Source organism: Amycolatopsis sp. NPDC114504 (genome assembly GCF_055633595.1).
On record NZ_JBVKDU010000003.1, the window covers coordinates 1478241 to 1492495 of the forward strand.

At 70.2% G+C, this 14255-nt stretch carries 17 protein-coding genes; 14 read left to right on the forward strand and 3 right to left on the reverse strand.

Features of this window, described 5'->3' with window-relative positions:
- Positions 1-20 precede the first annotated feature (20 nt).
- Positions 21-1922 carry an MFS transporter gene (locus tag ACZ7PG_RS28490; RefSeq protein WP_470242108.1) on the forward strand — a complete coding sequence of 634 codons (1902 nt, stop codon included), beginning with the start codon at positions 21-23 and terminating at the stop codon, positions 1920-1922.
- Positions 1923-1933: 11 nt separating this feature from the next.
- Positions 1934-2410: a DUF2771 family protein gene (locus ACZ7PG_RS28495; RefSeq protein WP_470242109.1), complete on the forward strand. Its 477-nt coding sequence runs from the start codon at positions 1934-1936 to the stop codon at positions 2408-2410.
- Here ACZ7PG_RS28495 and ACZ7PG_RS28500 read toward each other — a convergent pair.
- The gene (locus ACZ7PG_RS28500) at positions 2407-2796 is read right to left on the reverse strand and encodes a cold-shock protein (protein WP_470242440.1); all 390 of its coding nucleotides are present in this window, start codon (positions 2794-2796) and stop codon (positions 2407-2409) included. The genes ACZ7PG_RS28495 and ACZ7PG_RS28500 overlap by 4 nt on opposite strands.
- Positions 2797-3030: 234 nt before the next feature.
- Here ACZ7PG_RS28500 and ACZ7PG_RS28505 point away from each other — a divergent pair, with 234 nt between their 5' ends.
- Positions 3031-3273: a hypothetical protein gene (locus tag ACZ7PG_RS28505; protein ID WP_470242110.1), complete on the forward strand. Its 243-nt coding sequence runs from the start codon at positions 3031-3033 to the stop codon at positions 3271-3273.
- Here ACZ7PG_RS28505 and ACZ7PG_RS28510 read toward each other — a convergent pair.
- Entirely contained in the window at positions 3270-3896 is a 627-nt protein-coding gene (locus tag ACZ7PG_RS28510) for an HAD family hydrolase (RefSeq protein WP_470242111.1), read from the reverse strand. The genes ACZ7PG_RS28505 and ACZ7PG_RS28510 overlap by 4 nt on opposite strands.
- Before the next feature lie 145 nt (positions 3897-4041).
- On the opposite strand from ACZ7PG_RS28510, the gene ACZ7PG_RS28515 reads away from it, so the two are divergent.
- Both ACZ7PG_RS28515 and ACZ7PG_RS28520 read left to right on the forward strand, forming a co-directional pair.
- Positions 4042-4641 carry a TetR/AcrR family transcriptional regulator gene (locus ACZ7PG_RS28515; RefSeq protein WP_470242112.1) on the forward strand — a complete coding sequence of 200 codons (600 nt, stop codon included), beginning with the start codon at positions 4042-4044 and terminating at the stop codon, positions 4639-4641.
- Positions 4638-5606 (forward strand): R2-like ligand-binding oxidase, encoded by a 969-nt coding sequence (locus tag ACZ7PG_RS28520; protein ID WP_470242113.1) that lies wholly within the window; start codon positions 4638-4640, stop codon positions 5604-5606. The genes ACZ7PG_RS28515 and ACZ7PG_RS28520 overlap by 4 nt, the downstream gene beginning before the upstream one ends.
- A gap of 43 nt (positions 5607-5649) precedes the next feature.
- Here the strand turns inward: ACZ7PG_RS28520 and ACZ7PG_RS28525 are convergent, their stop codons facing one another.
- On the reverse strand, positions 5650-7308 hold the full coding sequence (locus ACZ7PG_RS28525) for an AMP-binding protein (RefSeq protein ID WP_470242114.1): 1659 nt from the start codon (positions 7306-7308) through the stop codon (positions 5650-5652).
- Positions 7309-7414: 106 nt separating this feature from the next.
- On the opposite strand from ACZ7PG_RS28525, the gene ACZ7PG_RS28530 reads away from it, so the two are divergent.
- The 9 genes from ACZ7PG_RS28530 to ACZ7PG_RS28570 are packed head-to-tail and all read left to right on the forward strand — an operon-like array spanning position 7415 to position 14242.
- Entirely contained in the window at positions 7415-8320 is a 906-nt protein-coding gene (locus ACZ7PG_RS28530; RefSeq protein ID WP_470242115.1) for an SMP-30/gluconolactonase/LRE family protein, read from the forward strand.
- Between the two features lie 37 nt (positions 8321-8357).
- Positions 8358-9977 carry an AAA family ATPase gene (locus tag ACZ7PG_RS28535; protein ID WP_470242116.1) on the forward strand — a complete coding sequence of 540 codons (1620 nt, stop codon included), beginning with the start codon at positions 8358-8360 and terminating at the stop codon, positions 9975-9977.
- Complete coding sequence (locus ACZ7PG_RS28540; protein WP_470242117.1) at positions 9974-10189, forward strand: DUF2997 domain-containing protein; 216 nt, start codon at positions 9974-9976, stop codon at positions 10187-10189. Before ACZ7PG_RS28535 ends, ACZ7PG_RS28540 begins: the two co-directional genes overlap by 4 nt.
- Positions 10177-10752, forward strand: a complete 576-nt coding sequence (locus ACZ7PG_RS28545) for a 4Fe-4S single cluster domain-containing protein (RefSeq protein ID WP_470242118.1) — start codon at positions 10177-10179, stop codon at positions 10750-10752. Before ACZ7PG_RS28540 ends, ACZ7PG_RS28545 begins: the two co-directional genes overlap by 13 nt.
- On the forward strand, positions 10749-11186 hold the full coding sequence (locus ACZ7PG_RS28550) for a hypothetical protein (RefSeq protein WP_470242119.1): 438 nt from the start codon (positions 10749-10751) through the stop codon (positions 11184-11186). Before ACZ7PG_RS28545 ends, ACZ7PG_RS28550 begins: the two co-directional genes overlap by 4 nt.
- The gene (locus ACZ7PG_RS28555; protein WP_470242120.1) at positions 11183-12385 is read left to right on the forward strand and encodes a hypothetical protein; all 1203 of its coding nucleotides are present in this window, start codon (positions 11183-11185) and stop codon (positions 12383-12385) included. The genes ACZ7PG_RS28550 and ACZ7PG_RS28555 overlap by 4 nt, the downstream gene beginning before the upstream one ends.
- A 33-nt stretch (positions 12386-12418) precedes the next feature.
- On the forward strand, positions 12419-13108 hold the full coding sequence (locus tag ACZ7PG_RS28560) for an ESX secretion-associated protein EspG (RefSeq protein ID WP_470242121.1): 690 nt from the start codon (positions 12419-12421) through the stop codon (positions 13106-13108).
- Between the two features lie 43 nt (positions 13109-13151).
- Positions 13152-13676, forward strand: a complete 525-nt coding sequence (locus tag ACZ7PG_RS28565; RefSeq protein ID WP_470242122.1) for a hypothetical protein — start codon at positions 13152-13154, stop codon at positions 13674-13676.
- Complete coding sequence (locus tag ACZ7PG_RS28570; protein WP_470242123.1) at positions 13673-14242, forward strand: DUF3558 family protein; 570 nt, start codon at positions 13673-13675, stop codon at positions 14240-14242. The genes ACZ7PG_RS28565 and ACZ7PG_RS28570 overlap by 4 nt, the downstream gene beginning before the upstream one ends.
- Positions 14243-14255 lie beyond the last annotated feature (13 nt).

Consider the following 14255-nt stretch of genomic DNA (forward strand, 5'->3'; position numbering starts at 1 on the left):
GGTAAGGCAGGATTGAGAACGTGGCACTCTTCGGCTCCCGCTCCGACGGCTCCGGCTCGCAGCCGCGCGGCCGGAAGTCGAAGCGACGCTGGACGCCGGAGCCGGGCGCCGCGCAGGCCAAGCCGTGGCGGGAGGCCGCCGCCCCCACCCGGGCCGAGCACACCCGCGTCGAGCACCGGAGCGCGCCGCCGCCCACCCGCGTCGAACGGCCCGTCCCGCCGCCTCCGCCTCCCCCGCGCGGCGGTTACTACGGCGACCCCGTGCCGAACGCGAACGAAGCCCCGACCGCCGCCGCGCCGATGGGACAGCGGCCACCGCCGCCCCCGCGCGGCGCCCGGCCGTACGACCCGAACCGCACCGAACCGGTGCGCCGCGAGCAGCCCGGCTTCTACCAGGGCGAACGCCGTCCCGGCAGCGGTGAGTACGAGCACTACGACACCGGCGGCTACGCGGGCGAACCGCGGCCGCCCGAGCCGGAGCCCCTGCCCCCGCGGGAGGAACCGCTGACCCCGGGCGGCACGCCGAAGCTGCCGAAGAAGATCACCGTGACGCGGGTCGCGGCGATGCGCAGCCGGCAGCTGACCGGCCAGGCCGTCGGCGCCTTCCAGCGCGCGACGAAGGCCGACGGCGCCGAGAAGTCGGGCCTCACCTCGCTGACCTACGCCGTGATGCTGAACTACGCCAGCGACGCGGCCATGGCGATCGCGCTGGCCAACACCCTGTTCTTCGCCGCCACCAGCGGGGAGAGCAAGGGCAAGGTCGCGCTCTACCTGCTGATCACGATCGCGCCGTTCGCGCTGGTCGCGCCGGTGATCGGCCCCGCGCTCGACAAGGTGCAGCGGGGCCGGCGGCTGGCGATGTGCGCGTCGTCGATCGGCCAGGGACTGATGGCCGTCGTGATGGCGCTGCACTTCGACGACTGGCTGCTCTACCCCGCCGCGCTCGGGATGATGGTGCTCTCGAAGTCGTTCACCGTGCTCAAGGCCGCGGTGACGCCCCGGGTGCTGCCCTCGGAGATCACGCTCTCCAAGACCAACGCCCGGCTGACGACGTTCGGCCTGGTGGCCGCGGGCGCGTTCGGCGCGGTGGCCAGCGGCATCAACGCGATCTCCGGCTCGGCGGGCGCACTGTGGTTCACGGCGTTGATCTGCGTCGCGGCCGCCGTGCAGTCGATGCGGATCCCGGCCTGGGTCGAGGCGACCGAGGGCGAGGTGCCGACGTCGCTCTCGGCGCACCCGACGGAGAAGAAGCGGCGCCAGCCGATGGGCCGCCAGATCGTCGTCGCGCTGTGGGGCAACGGCTCGGTGCGCGTGCTCACCGGTTTCCTCATGATGTTCGCCGCGTTCGCGGTGAAGGCCCAGACCGAAGGCAGCGGGCAGACGCCGTTCATGCAGCTGCTGCTGCTCGGCGTGATCGGCGCCGCGGCGGGGGCCGGCGGGTTCCTCGGCAACGCGCTGGGCTCGCGCCTGCACTTCGGCAACCCCGACCAGGTGATCGTCGGGTGCGTGGCGGGCTGCGTGCTGGCCGCGCTGGTCGCGACGATCCTGCCCGGCCTGGCCACGGCCGCGATCGTCGGCCTGGTCGGCGCGACGGCCAGCGCGCTGGCGAAGATCAGCCTCGACGCCGTCATCCAGACCGACCTGCCCGAGGAGTCGCGCGCGTCGGCGTTCGGCCGCTCGGAAACCGTGCTGCAGCTGGCCTGGTGCATGGGCGGCGCGGTCGGCCTGCTGCTGCCGCCGACGTACTGGATCGGCTTCCTCGTGATCACCGTGCTGCTGGCGGTCGGGACGACCCAGACGTACCTGGTGCGCCGCGGCGGCTCGCTCGTGCCGGGCCTCGGCGGCGACCGGCCGCTGCGCCCCGAGCCGACCGGCAGCTTCCCGGCCCAGGGCCTGCCCAGGGACCGGTCGGCCCGCCGGTAGGCTCTGCGCACATGCGACGTTCCCGGGTGGTGGCCCTGCTTGCGGCCGGTGGGTTCGCGGTGGCCGGGTGCTCGGCGCCCGGCCCGGCCGAGGTCACCTTCTACGCCGACGGCCACACGATCAACACCGCGCCGGTGCTCTCGTGCGACTACTCCCAGCAGCTCGCGCAGCCGTGCAGCGCCAAGGGCGACACGCAGACGCTGAAGGTCCGCCCGGGCAAGCCCGTGCAGATCTCGGTGCCCGGCGAGGTCGCGGACGCGCCGTGGCAGATCGTCTACGAGTACGTCACCCCGCAGGGCGAGTACAAGCAGAGCGACCCGATCCCGTTCACGTCACTGGACCGCTACGCCTACACCGTCACGCCGCCGACGCCCGCCGACCGCATCTCGGCGGTCGACGTGCAGAAGTACACGGCCGTGCTGAACTCGAGCACCGGCGAGTCGGGCCTGCTGCCCAGTGACGTGTGGGGCCTGCGGCTCGAGGCCTAGGGGTCGATGTCCCTGGCCACCGCGCGCATGATCTCGCCGATCTGCTTGGTGTGCTTGCGGTCCGGGTAGCGGTTGCGCCGCAGGTCCGGCTGCACCTTCAGCTCGAGCAGCTTGATCATGTCCTCGATCAGGCCGTGCAGCTCCTCGGCCGGGCGACGGCGCGCCTCGACGACGGACGGCGGCGCGTCGAGCAGCCGGACGGAGAGCGCCTGCGGCCCGCGACGGCCGTCGGCGACGCCGAACTCGAGCCGCTGCCCGGCCTTGAGCCCCTCGACGCCCTGCGGCAGCGCGGCCTTGCGAATGTAGACGTCGGCGCCACCGTCATCCTGCGTGACGAACCCGAAGCCCTTCTCCGCGTCGTACCACTTGACCTTGCCGGTCGGCACTTCCCTCACCAATCCTTCTGCTGTCCCGCTCACGACGAACGCGCCCGGGGGCGTACCCAGGGCGCGCTCCTGAAAGGGTATCTCGCCACATGCCCTGGGGAGAAGTCGATACTCTGCCGTTCGGTACCGATCCGACTTCGGCCACGGCCGATGGCGCTCGCACCAGCGGTTTCTTACCGCTGAGGGGTCGGCCTGCTTCCGGTCGGATCGATACCGGCGGATACGCTCTGCGTCATGAAGACCGCGACGAAGGAGGCAGGCGTGGCCACCCCCGGCAAACCGTTCCTGATGCGCCTCGGCATCGGCTTGTTCGGCATCGGCATGCTGGCCGTGCTCACCGTGTTCATCATGTTCGCCGCCGGTCTGGAGAACCTGCCGATCTGGCTGTCCGTCGGCGCCGGTGTCGTCACCCCGCTGGGCCTGCTGCTCGGTCTGATCGCGCTGGTCTTCGAGGCCAGGGGCAAGAAAAAGAGCTAGGGCACCACGCTCCCCGCGAAGGTCCGCTCGAACCAGTCCGGGAACTCCGTCAGCGAGTCGAACACCACTTCGGCGCCCTCGCTCAGCAGGAGCGTGCGATCGCACGGACCCGTCGTGACGCCGACCGCGATCGCCTTGGCGGCCAGCGCGCCGCGGATGTCGCCGGCGTGATCTCCGACATACACGCGCGCGTCGTGCGCGAGAAGCGCTTCGGCTTTCTGTGTCGACCACAGCTCGCCGACGACCTCGTCGACGTCCAGGCCGAGCGCGTCGACGTGCAGCTGCGCGTTGGGCCCGTACTTGCCGGTGACGACCAGCGTGCGCCCGCCCGCGGCCCGCACCGCGCGCAGCGACTCGACCGCGCCCGGCAGCGCGACCGTGCTCGGCACGACCATGTCCGGGTACAGCGCGCGGAACCGGTCGACGAGGCCGGGGATGCGTTCCTCGGGCGCCTCGAAGCCGCGCAGGATGTCGTCGAGCGGCGGGCCGAGGTTGGCCGCGAACGCGTCACCGTCCAGCGGCAGGCCGGATTCGGCACCGAGCGCGTTCATCGCCGCGGCCATGCCCGGCCGCGCGTCGATCAGTGTCATGTCGAGGTCGAACCCCACCGTGATTCCATCCATGCCCCCACCACCACCCTCAACGGAGGCGCTTCGCGCCGCTGGTTCGATTCACCCGACACGTTAGCCGCCACCACCGACAGATTTACACATCAACCGATCATGTACAGCGTCTTGACAGTCGGGCGATCTGTGTCAAGGTGAGGGTGTGACCAGCTTCACTGACCGGACGAAGGCGTCCCTCCGGGAAGCCCTGCTCGACGCCGCCGCGGACCTCCTGCCCGAGGCCGGCTACGCGGGGCTGCGGATGGCCGACGTGGCGGCCAAAGCCGGGGTGAGCAGGCAGACCGTCTACAACGAGTTCGGCAACAAGGCGGCGCTGACCCAGGCGGTGGCGCTGCGCACCGCGTCGGAGTTCCTCGACGGGATCCGGCAGCGGTTCGAAACGGCGGACGGGCTCCTGGCGGGCATCCACCACGCCGTCGTCTACACGATCGAGCACGCGCGGGAGAACCGCCTGGTCGCGGCGGCGCTCGGCACCGAAGCCGGCGAGGACCTGCTGCCGCTGCTCACGACCAAGGGCGAGCCGATCCTCAGCGCGGCCGCCGAACTGGCCGCCGAGCAGTACCGGGAGTTCGAACCGGGCCTCTCGGCCGAATCCGCGGCGCTGCTCGCGGAGACCGTGGTGCGGCTTTCCCTTTCGCACCTGGTGCTTCCCACGCATTCGGCGACCGAGGCCGCCGACTCCGTCACCGCCGTGCTGGCTCCCACCATCCGCCAATTCGTCCACAATGGAGTGAAACGATGACCGACACCCTCTCCGAGCTGCGGACCGGCTTCTCCTCGCTGCGCAAGGGCGGCCTGAACTGGGACTCGTTCCCGCTGCGCCTGTTCGCCAAGGGCAACAAGAAGTTCTGGAACCCGGCCGACATCGACTTCAGCCGCGAACGCGAAGGCTGGGACAGCCTCAACGACGAGCAGAAACGCAGCACGACGTACCTGGTCGCGCAGTTCATCGCCGGCGAAGAGGCCGTCACCGAGGACATCCAGCCGTTCATGCGCGCGATGTCGGCGACCGGCCGCTTCGGCGACGAGATGTACCTGACGCAGTTCTGCTTCGAGGAAGCCAAGCACACGGAAGTGTTCCGGCGCTGGATGGACGCGGTCGGGCTGACCGAGGACCTCCACCCGTACGTCGCCGAGAACCCCCACTACCGCAAGCTGTTCTACGAAGAACTACCGCAGTCGCTGCGGGCGCTGGAGGACGATCCCAGCCCGCTCAACCAGATCCGCGCGAGCGTGACGTACAACCACGTGATCGAAGGCAGCCTCGCGCTGACGGGCTACTACTCGTGGCAGCTGATCTGCACGCAGAACGACATCCTGCCGGGCATGCAGGAGCTGGTCCGCCGCATCGGCGACGACGAGCGCCGCCACATGGCCTGGGGGACGTTCACGTGCCGTCGCCACGTCGCCGCGGACGACTCGCTGTGGGACGCCGTCCAGCAGCGGATGGGCGAGCTGCTGCCGCACGCGCTCAGCATGATCCAGTGGGTGCAGGACCAGTTCGAGGAAGTCCCCTTCGACAACGACCCGGAGGAGATCATCCAGTACGCGGCGGACCGCGCCCAGCGCCGCCTGGGCGCCATCGAGTCGGCCCGCGGGATGCCGGTGGAGCAGATCGACCTGGACTACTCGCCGGAGCACCTCGAGGACACGTTCGGCGAGGAAGACGCGAAGGCGATCGCCGAGGCGGCGGCGGCCGTTTCCTGACGACCGGCTGGTGGGGGCCGGCTTTCGCGGCCCCCACCCGCCGTCAGGCGTGCTTGGTCGAGGCCGCCTTCTCCAGCCCCAGCAGGGAAATCGACTTCTCGCGCATCTCGACCTTGCGGACCTTGCCGGTCACCGTCATCGGGAACTCCTCGACGACGTGCACGTACCGCGGGACCTTGTAGCGCGCCAGCTTGCCTTCGCAGAACTCGCGCACCTTCTCCGCGGTCAACGGCGTCGCGCCCTCGCGCATCCGGACCCACGCCATCAGCTCTTCGCCGTACTTCTCGTCCGGGACGCCGATGACCTGCGCGTCCAGGATGTCCGGGTGCGTGTAGAGGAACTCCTCGATCTCGCGCGGGTACAGGTTTTCGCCGCCGCGGATGACCATGTCCTTGATGCGGCCGGTGATGTTGACGTACCCGTCGGCGTCCATGACCGCCAGGTCGCCGGTGTGCATCCAGCGGGCCGCGTCGATCGCCTCGGCCGTCTTGTCCGGCTGCTCCCAGTACCCGAGCATCACCGAATACCCGCGCGTGCACAGCTCACCCGGCACGCCGCGTGGCACGGTCAGCCCGGTCTCCGGGTCGACGACCTTGCTCTCCAGGTGCGGCCCGACCCGCCCGACCGTCGAGACGCGGCGCTCGATCGAGTCGTCCGAACGCGTCTGCGTCGACACCGGCGAAGTCTCGGTCATGCCGTAGCAGATCGACACCTCGCTCATGCCCATCCGGTCGATTACCTGCTTCATCACCTCGACCGGGCACGGCGAGCCCGCCATGATCCCGGTCCGCAGCGACGACAGGTCGAAGCTCGCGAAGTCCGGGTGGTTCAGCTCGGCGATGAACATGGTCGGCACGCCGTAGAGCGACGTGCACTGCTCTTCGGCGACCGCCTCCAGCGTGGCGCGAGGGTCGAACGCGGGCGCCGGGATGACCATGCAGGAGCCGTGGCTGGTGCACGCGAGGTTGCCCATCACCATGCCGAAGCAGTGGTAGAAGGGCACCGGGATGCACACCTTGTCCTGCTCGGTGTAGTTGCAGAGCTCGCCGACGAAGTAGCCGTTGTTCAGGATGTTGTGGTGGCTGAGCGTGGCGCCCTTGGGGAAGCCGGTCGTGCCCGAGGTGTACTGGATGTTGATCGGGTCGTCGGCGGAGAGGGCGGCCTGCTTCTCGGCCAAGGCCGCCGGATCGCCCTGCCAGCCGGCGTCCACCAGCGCCTGCCAGCTCTCGCCGCCGAGGATCACGACGTGGTCCAGCGCGGCGCACTTCTCGCGCACCTCCTCGACCATCGCGGGGTAGTCGGAGGTCTTGAACTTGTCGGAGGCGACGAGCAGTTTCACGCCGGCCTGGTTGAGCACGTACTCCAGCTCGTGCGACCGGTAGGCGGGGTTGATGTTGACGAGGATCGCGCCGATCTTCGCCGTCGCGTACTGGAGGAACGTCCATTCCGCCCGGTTCGGCGACCAGATCCCGACCCGGTCGCCCTTCCCGATGCCCTGCGCGACGAGACCCAGCGCCAGCGCGTTCACCTCGGCGGCCAGCTCCCGGTAGGTCCACCGGCGGCCGGCTGTCCGGTCGACCAGGGCATCCCGCTCCCCGAACGCGGCCACCGTCCGATCGAAGTTGTCACCGATGGTGTCCCCGAGCAGCGGAACCTCGGAAATCCCCGAGGCGTAGCTCGGCAGGGCGGGCGCGTCAGGCATGGTGCCTCCTGAAGTCGGCTGTGACTGCCGCCGAGTCTAAGAACCGCGGCACCCGGGAGCCAGTTCGGTGGGAAGATGCCCGGCAGCGACGACTGGGGAGGAACCGATGCGAAGAATCCTGGCTCTGCCCGCGGCGACCCTGCTGCTCACGCTGGCGGTGGCCGCGCCGGCGTCGGCGGCGACGCGGGTGATCGTGCTGCCCGGCGCCGCCTCCGCCGAGGGCATCACCGCCGCCGGTGGCGGCACCTACTACACCGGCGACCTCGTCGCCGGCACCATCTTCCGCGAGGACCTCAAGCGAGGAACGGCCGAGCGCTTCATCGAGGCGCCGCCCGGGGCGACGGCGGCCGGGGTGGACCTGGACCGGCGCCACGACCTGCTGTTCGTCGCCGGCGGGAACGGCGGCAAGGCCTACGTCTACAACGTCCGCACCAAGGCGAAGGTCGCGGACTTCACCTTCGGCGACCCGCAGACGTCGTACGTCAACGACGTGGTGGTGACCCCGTACGGCGCCTGGTTCACCGATTCCTACCACCCGCAGCTGTTCTTCGTGCCGAACCTGGGCGGCCGGCTCGGCACGCCGCGCACCCTGCCGCTGAGCGGACCGGGCGCGGGCGGCTCACCCGGGAACTTCTTCATGAACGACATCATCGCGACGCCGTCCGGCGACACCCTGCTCGTGGCCGCCACGACGCCCGGCAAGGTGTTCAAGATCGACCCGCGCACCGGGGTCAGCACGGAGATCGCGGGGGTCACCGCACCCAGCGTCGTCAGCCTGGTGCTGGAAGGGCACCGGCTCTGGGCGGTGCAGCTCGACGACAAGATCACCCGGTGGCGCCTCGACGGCGACCTGAGCCACGGCACCGCGGCCGGCACGATCACCGACCCGCTGTTCGACCAGCCGGTCTCGGCGATCAAGGTCGGCAACCACCTCGCCGTCGTCAACTCCCACATCTTCAGCGGCTACCCGCCCACCAGCCCCACCTACGAGGTCCTCGTCGTCGGCGCGTGAGTTGGTAGTGTCCGAACGGACTTCGAGGGGGCGACCGATGGCCGGGTTCCGCGACGAGCTGACCCAGTTGCTGCAGGCGCGCTACCCGCTGCTGGTCGTCGAAACGCACGAAGAGCAGCGGGTGCTGCGGGAGATCCGCGCGGTCGCCGAAGACCAGCAACGGCTGCGCACGCCGCGCCGCGTGTACGTCTGGTCGTCCACCACCGGGCTCGCTCCCGCCGGCGGCCCGCCGATCAGCGACACCCGCGCCGCGTCGGCCGCGCTCGAACGCGTCTACGGCTGGGGTGAGCCCGCCGTCTTCGTCTTCGCCGACCTGCACCCGCAGCTCGTCTCCGAGGGCGGGCACCGGCCCGATCCCGAGGTCGTGCGCCGGTTGCGGGAGCTCGCCGCCGCGTTCAAGACCCGGCCCGTGCCGCTCAGCCTGATCCTCGTGTCGCCGTCGCTGCCCGTGCCGCCGGAGCTGGAGCACGACGCCACCGTCGTCGACTTCCCGCTGCCCGACCGGCGCCAGATCGGCGAGCTGCTCGACGGCATGGTCGCCGCGCACCGGCAGAACGTCCGGATCAGCATCGACCGCGACGACCGGGACATGATCGTCGCCGCCGCGCGCGGGCTGACGCTCCCCGAGGCCGAGAACGCGTTCGCCAGGGCGCTCGTCGAAGGCGGCGGCCTCGACCCCAGCGACCTGGAGCTGATCCTCGCCGAGAAGCGCCAGGCCGTCCGCCGGTCCGGGATGCTCGACATCGTCCCGGCGGAGACGAGCTTCGACGCCGTCGGCGGCCTCGACCGGCTCAAGCGGTGGCTCACCAAGCGCACCGGCACCTGGACGCCCGCGGCGTCGGCGTACAACCTCGCCGCGCCGAAGGGCCTGCTGCTCACCGGCGTCCCCGGCTGCGGCAAGAGCCTGTCCGCGGTGTGCGTCGCGAACATGTGGCGGCTGCCGCTGCTGCGGCTGGACCTGGGCCGCGTCTTCGCCGGGCTCGTGGGTTCGAGCGAGAAGAACATCCGCACGGTCATCCGCACCGCGGAGGGCATCGCGCCGTGCGTGCTGTGGGTCGACGAGATCGAGAAGGGCCTCGCGGGCGCGGGCGGCGGTGGCGACGGCGGCACCGCGCGCCGCGTGTTCGGCACGTTCCTGTCGTGGATGCAGGAGAAGACCGCGCCGGTGTTCGTGATGGCCACCGCGAACCAGGTCGGCTCGCTGCCGCCGGAGTTCCTGCGCAAGGGCCGCTTCGACGAGATCTTCTTCGTAGACCTGCCTTCGGGGCCCGAGCGCGTCGCGATCTGGCGGATCCACCTGCGCCGGCGCGTCACCGACGACTTCGTGGCGAGCGAGCTGCGGATGGACGACGCGCTGTTCACCGAGCTCGCCGACGTCAGCGCGGGCTACAGCGGCGCCGAGATCGAGCAGGCCGTGCTGGCCGGCCTGGTCGACGCGTTCGCCGAGAAGCGGCCGCTGCGCCGCGACGACCTCGTGCGCGCGGTGAAGTCCACCGTGCCGCTGTCGGTCACCCAGGCCGACGAGATCCTGGCCATCCGGAACTGGGCCGAGACCCGGGCCGTCGCGGCGACGGACACTTCCGACGACGTCGTCGAGGCTCCCGTCGCACCACCACCGCCGCCGGAGTCCCCGAGGGGAAGGACGATCGACGTATGACGCACCGCGTGACCGTCACCATCGGCAAGGACGGCTCGATCAGCGCCGAGACGCACGGCGTGACCGGGTCCAAATGCCTCGACTACATCCCCATGCTGGAGGACCTGCTCGGCGCGGAGACCGTGACGTCCGAGTTCACGGAGGACTACCGGCGGACCTCGGCTTCCGACGAGAACACCGCGTCGCAGCAGCAGTCGCAATGGAACTCCTGAACCTCCACCGGATCGTCGACGTCACCGCGGCCGAGGGCCCGGGACTGCGGTGCGCGGTGTGGACGCAGGGCTGTTCGGTGCGCTGCCCCGGCTGTTTCAACCCGCAGACGTGGACGACCCGCGGCGGCACTCTCCTGCCGTGGCCGGACCTGGTTTCGCGCGTCCTGGCGATTCCCGGGATCGAGGGCGTCACGCTGCTCGGCGGCGAGCCGTTCGACCAGCCGGAGCCGCTGGGGCTCTTCGCGGCCGCTGTGCGCGCGGAAGGGCTCTCGGTGATGACGTTCACCGGGCACGTTCTCGAGGACCTGCCGCCGTCGAAGCTCCTGGACTCAACGGATCTGCTGGTGGACGGGCCTTTCCTGGCCGACCGGCCGGAGCCGTCACGGCCGTGGGTCGGGTCGGTGAACCAGCGGTTCCACTTCCTCACCGACCGCTACGACGAGTCGATCTTCACCACCCCGAACCGCCTGGAACTGACGATCGCCCCGGACGGCGCGATCGAGCTGAACGGGTTCGCCACCACCGAAGTACTCGAAGCGCTGCTCGAAGGGGATCACCGATGAGCGTCACGCTCAAGCTGCGCAGTGAGGCGCTGGCCCAGCTCAACGCCGCCACGATCGCGGCGCACACGCAGGCCGGCGTGGTCACCGTGCGGACGCGGATGCGCCACCGCGACCTGCTGGCCCGCGCGCTGACCGGGCTGCGGGCGCAGGTCACCGACGACGGCAACTCCGTCGTGGCCGCGTGGGAAGGGCGGCGGATCACGTTCGTCTACGGCCCCGACGGCGTCCAGATGGCGCACGTCGACGGCCCAGGGCTCGCCGAAGCCGAAGCCCAGCGGCTCGTGCTGTCGGTCGACGAGGCGTACGCCGCGCAGGTGCAGCAGGCGGTGCTCGCGCGGCTGAAGCAGCGGGCGGCGTCGAACGGGATGGTCGTCGAGTCCGAGCGCGTCAACGCCGACCAGTCGATCAGCGTCACGCTGGCCGCCACGTCGTGACCGAGGTCAGGGTCGGGCTGATCGAGTTCGGCAAGGCGCTCAACGACTCCGTCACCCTGCCCGGCCTCGGGGAGCTGCCCGGTGGCCAGGTAAGTCTCGGGCGCGCGGTCCGCGGCGCCCGCGCGCGGCTGAAGCGCGCCGACCGGATCCTGGCGGACAACCTGTGTCTCGGGATCATGGTGCGGAAGAAGTTCTTCTCGAGCGACGTCGAGCCGGTGACCGACGCCGGGTTCCTCAAGGACGTGTTCGTCGCGGTGGGACGGCATGACCTCGTGAAGGGCGACGCGCTGGAGCTGTACACCGATGACACCGTCGGGCCCGACTTGAGCCGTCAGGAGGGTCTGGCGCAGGTGGTCGCGCCGGCGTACGACCAGCTGACCGGGTTCCACGTGCAGGTGCTCGTCCGGGAGGGTGTGCTGCGCTTCGGCGCGTTGACGGCTTTGTCGCGCGGCGGCCAGCCGATGCGGGTGCTCGGGTTGTTCGGTCCCGCGGGCTCCGTCGAAGAGCTGCCGGCCGGGCAGCGGGGCACGGTGCTGCTCGGCTTCCAGTGCGACGTGCCGCCGATGGCGGGCGACGCGCTGACGGCGTTCCACGAGCCTTCGCACGACCACTTGGAGCTGCGAGAAGGCGTCGCGGTCGTGCACGGCCTGAACGACCTGGGCAACGGTTCGGTGGTGGCCGCGGTCGAGATCCCGGAGGGGCGGGGCGCGGTGTTCACGGTGGGCACGCGGGCGCGGGTGCTGCGGCCGGTGGGGACGACGTTCAACGAGCAGAGCACGGTCATCGCGTCGGATCTGCGGATCCTTTCGCTGGCCCGGGACGGGGTGGCGGTGCGGACGAACGGCGGGGTGCGGGCGTTCACCGTCGGGCTGGCGTTCCGGGACCTGCGGCAGAACGACGTCATCGAGGCTTACGTGCCGGCCGATGTGGCTCCGCTGGCGCCGCCGCCTGCTGTTGCTGTGTCTGTTCCGTTGGTGGACGTCAACGCAGCTTCCGGGCCGGAGCTGGCGCGGCTGCTCTCGCCGGAGCAGGTGGCCAAGGCGCTCGAGCTGCGTCAGCGGCAGGGCGGGTTCCCGGACGTGGAGGCGTTCGGCGTCGCGATCGGGTTGCAGCCACACGAAATCGTCCGGTTGCGCAAACGGGCGACGGCCGGCCGGGTGGTGTTGCGCGAGACGGGTGTGCGGCAGCTCGACATCTGAGCGCGGGGTGGCCGTTCCGCTACGCTCGGGGACGTGCCGGAGGAATTTTCACTGGGCCTGGCTGAGGTCGACGCGGCGGTCCGGCGTACCGGTCTTCCGGCGAACTGGCACCCCTTCGAGATCCGCAGCCCCGGCCGCACGTTGTCGGAGAACGAGCGCATCGCGGCTCTCTCGTGGGAGTCGATGCGAGCGCGGGGTTTGGCGGGTCCGGACAAACTGGACATCGAGGTCGAGCAGACGCTCCGGGCGTGGACCCAGCCGGACGTGCTGATCATCGTCCGCGCGGTGGAGGAGGGCCGCCAGGTGTTCTACCGCGCGGCCATCGGCCACGGCCTGGGGGTGTTTTCGGAGCTGGTGGGCGAAGAGATCCTGTTCGCGCAGTCCCGCCCGGACCGGCTGGCCGACCTGGTGGTCGGCATGCTCCCGGCGTACCGCCCGGTCCCGCTGGCGGAGCTGAGCTTCATCGAGCCGGGCAACCGCCGCGACGCGGACGCGGCGACGGAGTTCTCATCCTGGCCCCTGCACCGGTACGGGACGTTCGAGCTGTCGGTCCGCAGTTCGTCCTTGCACCCGGTGGGAACGGTGACATTCGTCGACAACGCGGGCGGCCGGTTCCTGATGTTCAGCGAGGCCCTACCCGGCGGCCAAACCCGGGTGACGTTCACCCCATCGGATGGTTCTCACCTGCGAACGTGGCTCCTGGAGCGTGGCCGGAACCACTGACGCGGCCGGTTCGTCACTAGTACAGTGCGGAGGACCACGCAGGGTGGTGCCGGACGACGGGGAGGGCATCATGGGCGGATCACAGTTCGGCGCGCCGGGGTCTTTCACGCCCCCGGCCGGTGAGGGTGATGCGGGGTCGAACTTCCTGTCCGGGCTGCTCGACGGACCTGCCGATTCCGACGCGGCCAAGCAGGTCAGCACGGGTGGCAGTCACCTGAAGGCTCTCGCCGAGGGTGGCCAGTTCGCGGTGAACGAAGAGGGCTTCCAGGCCTATATCAAAGCCTGCGACTTCTTCATCGACGGCTACGACAAGATGCTCCGTGACGTGGAAATCATCGCTGACGCTGCCCGCATGGGAAGCAGCGCTTACGCGCAGGCCGTAGCCCGGTTCAACGCGACGACGATCAACGGCGACCCGCAGGCGTTGATCCCCAATCTCCTGCTCATGAAGCGTGGGGTCGAGGACGCGCGTGAGGCGATGGTGATCGCGCGGAAGAACTACCGTGAGACCGAAAGCGCCCACGCCGTGGCGTTCACCGAGCTGAACAAGAATCTGCAGGGTCAGTGATCTCTCAACGCATCCCGTCCATTCTGGCCGCCGTCGCTTTCACAGCGCTGGCCGTGGCTGCTTGCACCAACCAGGTCGGCGGTCAGGCGAACCCGAGTTCGGCGGTCAGCGCAACGGATACACCCAGCACCGCCCCTTCGTCGGGCGATCCGGACAATCCCTTCGCCTCCCTGAATCCGTGCTCGCTCTTGGACCAAGCGCTTGCGAGTGAGGGATTTCCGGCGGCGATCCCGACGGTCGCCGACGCGAAGGAAAGCTGCGCCGCGAACAAACCGAGGTCCGGCGACGTGAGCCCGATTGACGTGGCGCTTTCGCTCCAACCCGGTCGCGACTACAGGAACAACGTCAGCAACCCGAGCCAGGCAAGCGAGGGGAAAGTCCACGAACGCGCGGCGGTCGAAGTGCGTGAACCTCGCCAATCGCCCGGACAGTGCGGCGTCTGGCTGGAAGTGAAACCGTCGTCCCGTGCCTTCGTTCTGGTGACCTCGGGATCGGACACGGCAAACGCCTGCAAGCTCGTCGAAGGATTCGCGGAGAAGATCGAACCCCTGCTGCCGAAGAACTGATACGGAGTCCAGC

Bases quoted from the DNA above. Each gene is read 5' to 3' on its own strand.
- ACZ7PG_RS28535 (WP_470242116.1), top strand. From the start codon at position 8,358: ATGGCCGGGTTCCGCGACGAGCTGACCCAGTTGCTGCAGGCGCGCTAC.
- ACZ7PG_RS28545 (WP_470242118.1), top strand. From the start codon at position 10,177: ATGGAACTCCTGAACCTCCACCGGATCGTCGACGTCACCGCGGCCGAG.
- ACZ7PG_RS28550 (WP_470242119.1), top strand. From the start codon at position 10,749: ATGAGCGTCACGCTCAAGCTGCGCAGTGAGGCGCTGGCCCAGCTCAAC.
- ACZ7PG_RS28510 (WP_470242111.1), bottom strand. From the start codon at position 3,896: ATGGATGGAATCACGGTGGGGTTCGACCTCGACATGACACTGATCGAC.
- ACZ7PG_RS28530 (WP_470242115.1), top strand. From the start codon at position 7,415: ATGCGAAGAATCCTGGCTCTGCCCGCGGCGACCCTGCTGCTCACGCTG.
- ACZ7PG_RS28525 (WP_470242114.1), bottom strand. From the start codon at position 7,308: ATGCCTGACGCGCCCGCCCTGCCGAGCTACGCCTCGGGGATTTCCGAG.
- ACZ7PG_RS28540 (WP_470242117.1), top strand. From the start codon at position 9,974: ATGACGCACCGCGTGACCGTCACCATCGGCAAGGACGGCTCGATCAGC.
- ACZ7PG_RS28505 (WP_470242110.1), top strand. From the start codon at position 3,031: ATGAAGACCGCGACGAAGGAGGCAGGCGTGGCCACCCCCGGCAAACCG.
- ACZ7PG_RS28495 (WP_470242109.1), top strand. From the start codon at position 1,934: ATGCGACGTTCCCGGGTGGTGGCCCTGCTTGCGGCCGGTGGGTTCGCG.
- ACZ7PG_RS28520 (WP_470242113.1), top strand. From the start codon at position 4,638: ATGACCGACACCCTCTCCGAGCTGCGGACCGGCTTCTCCTCGCTGCGC.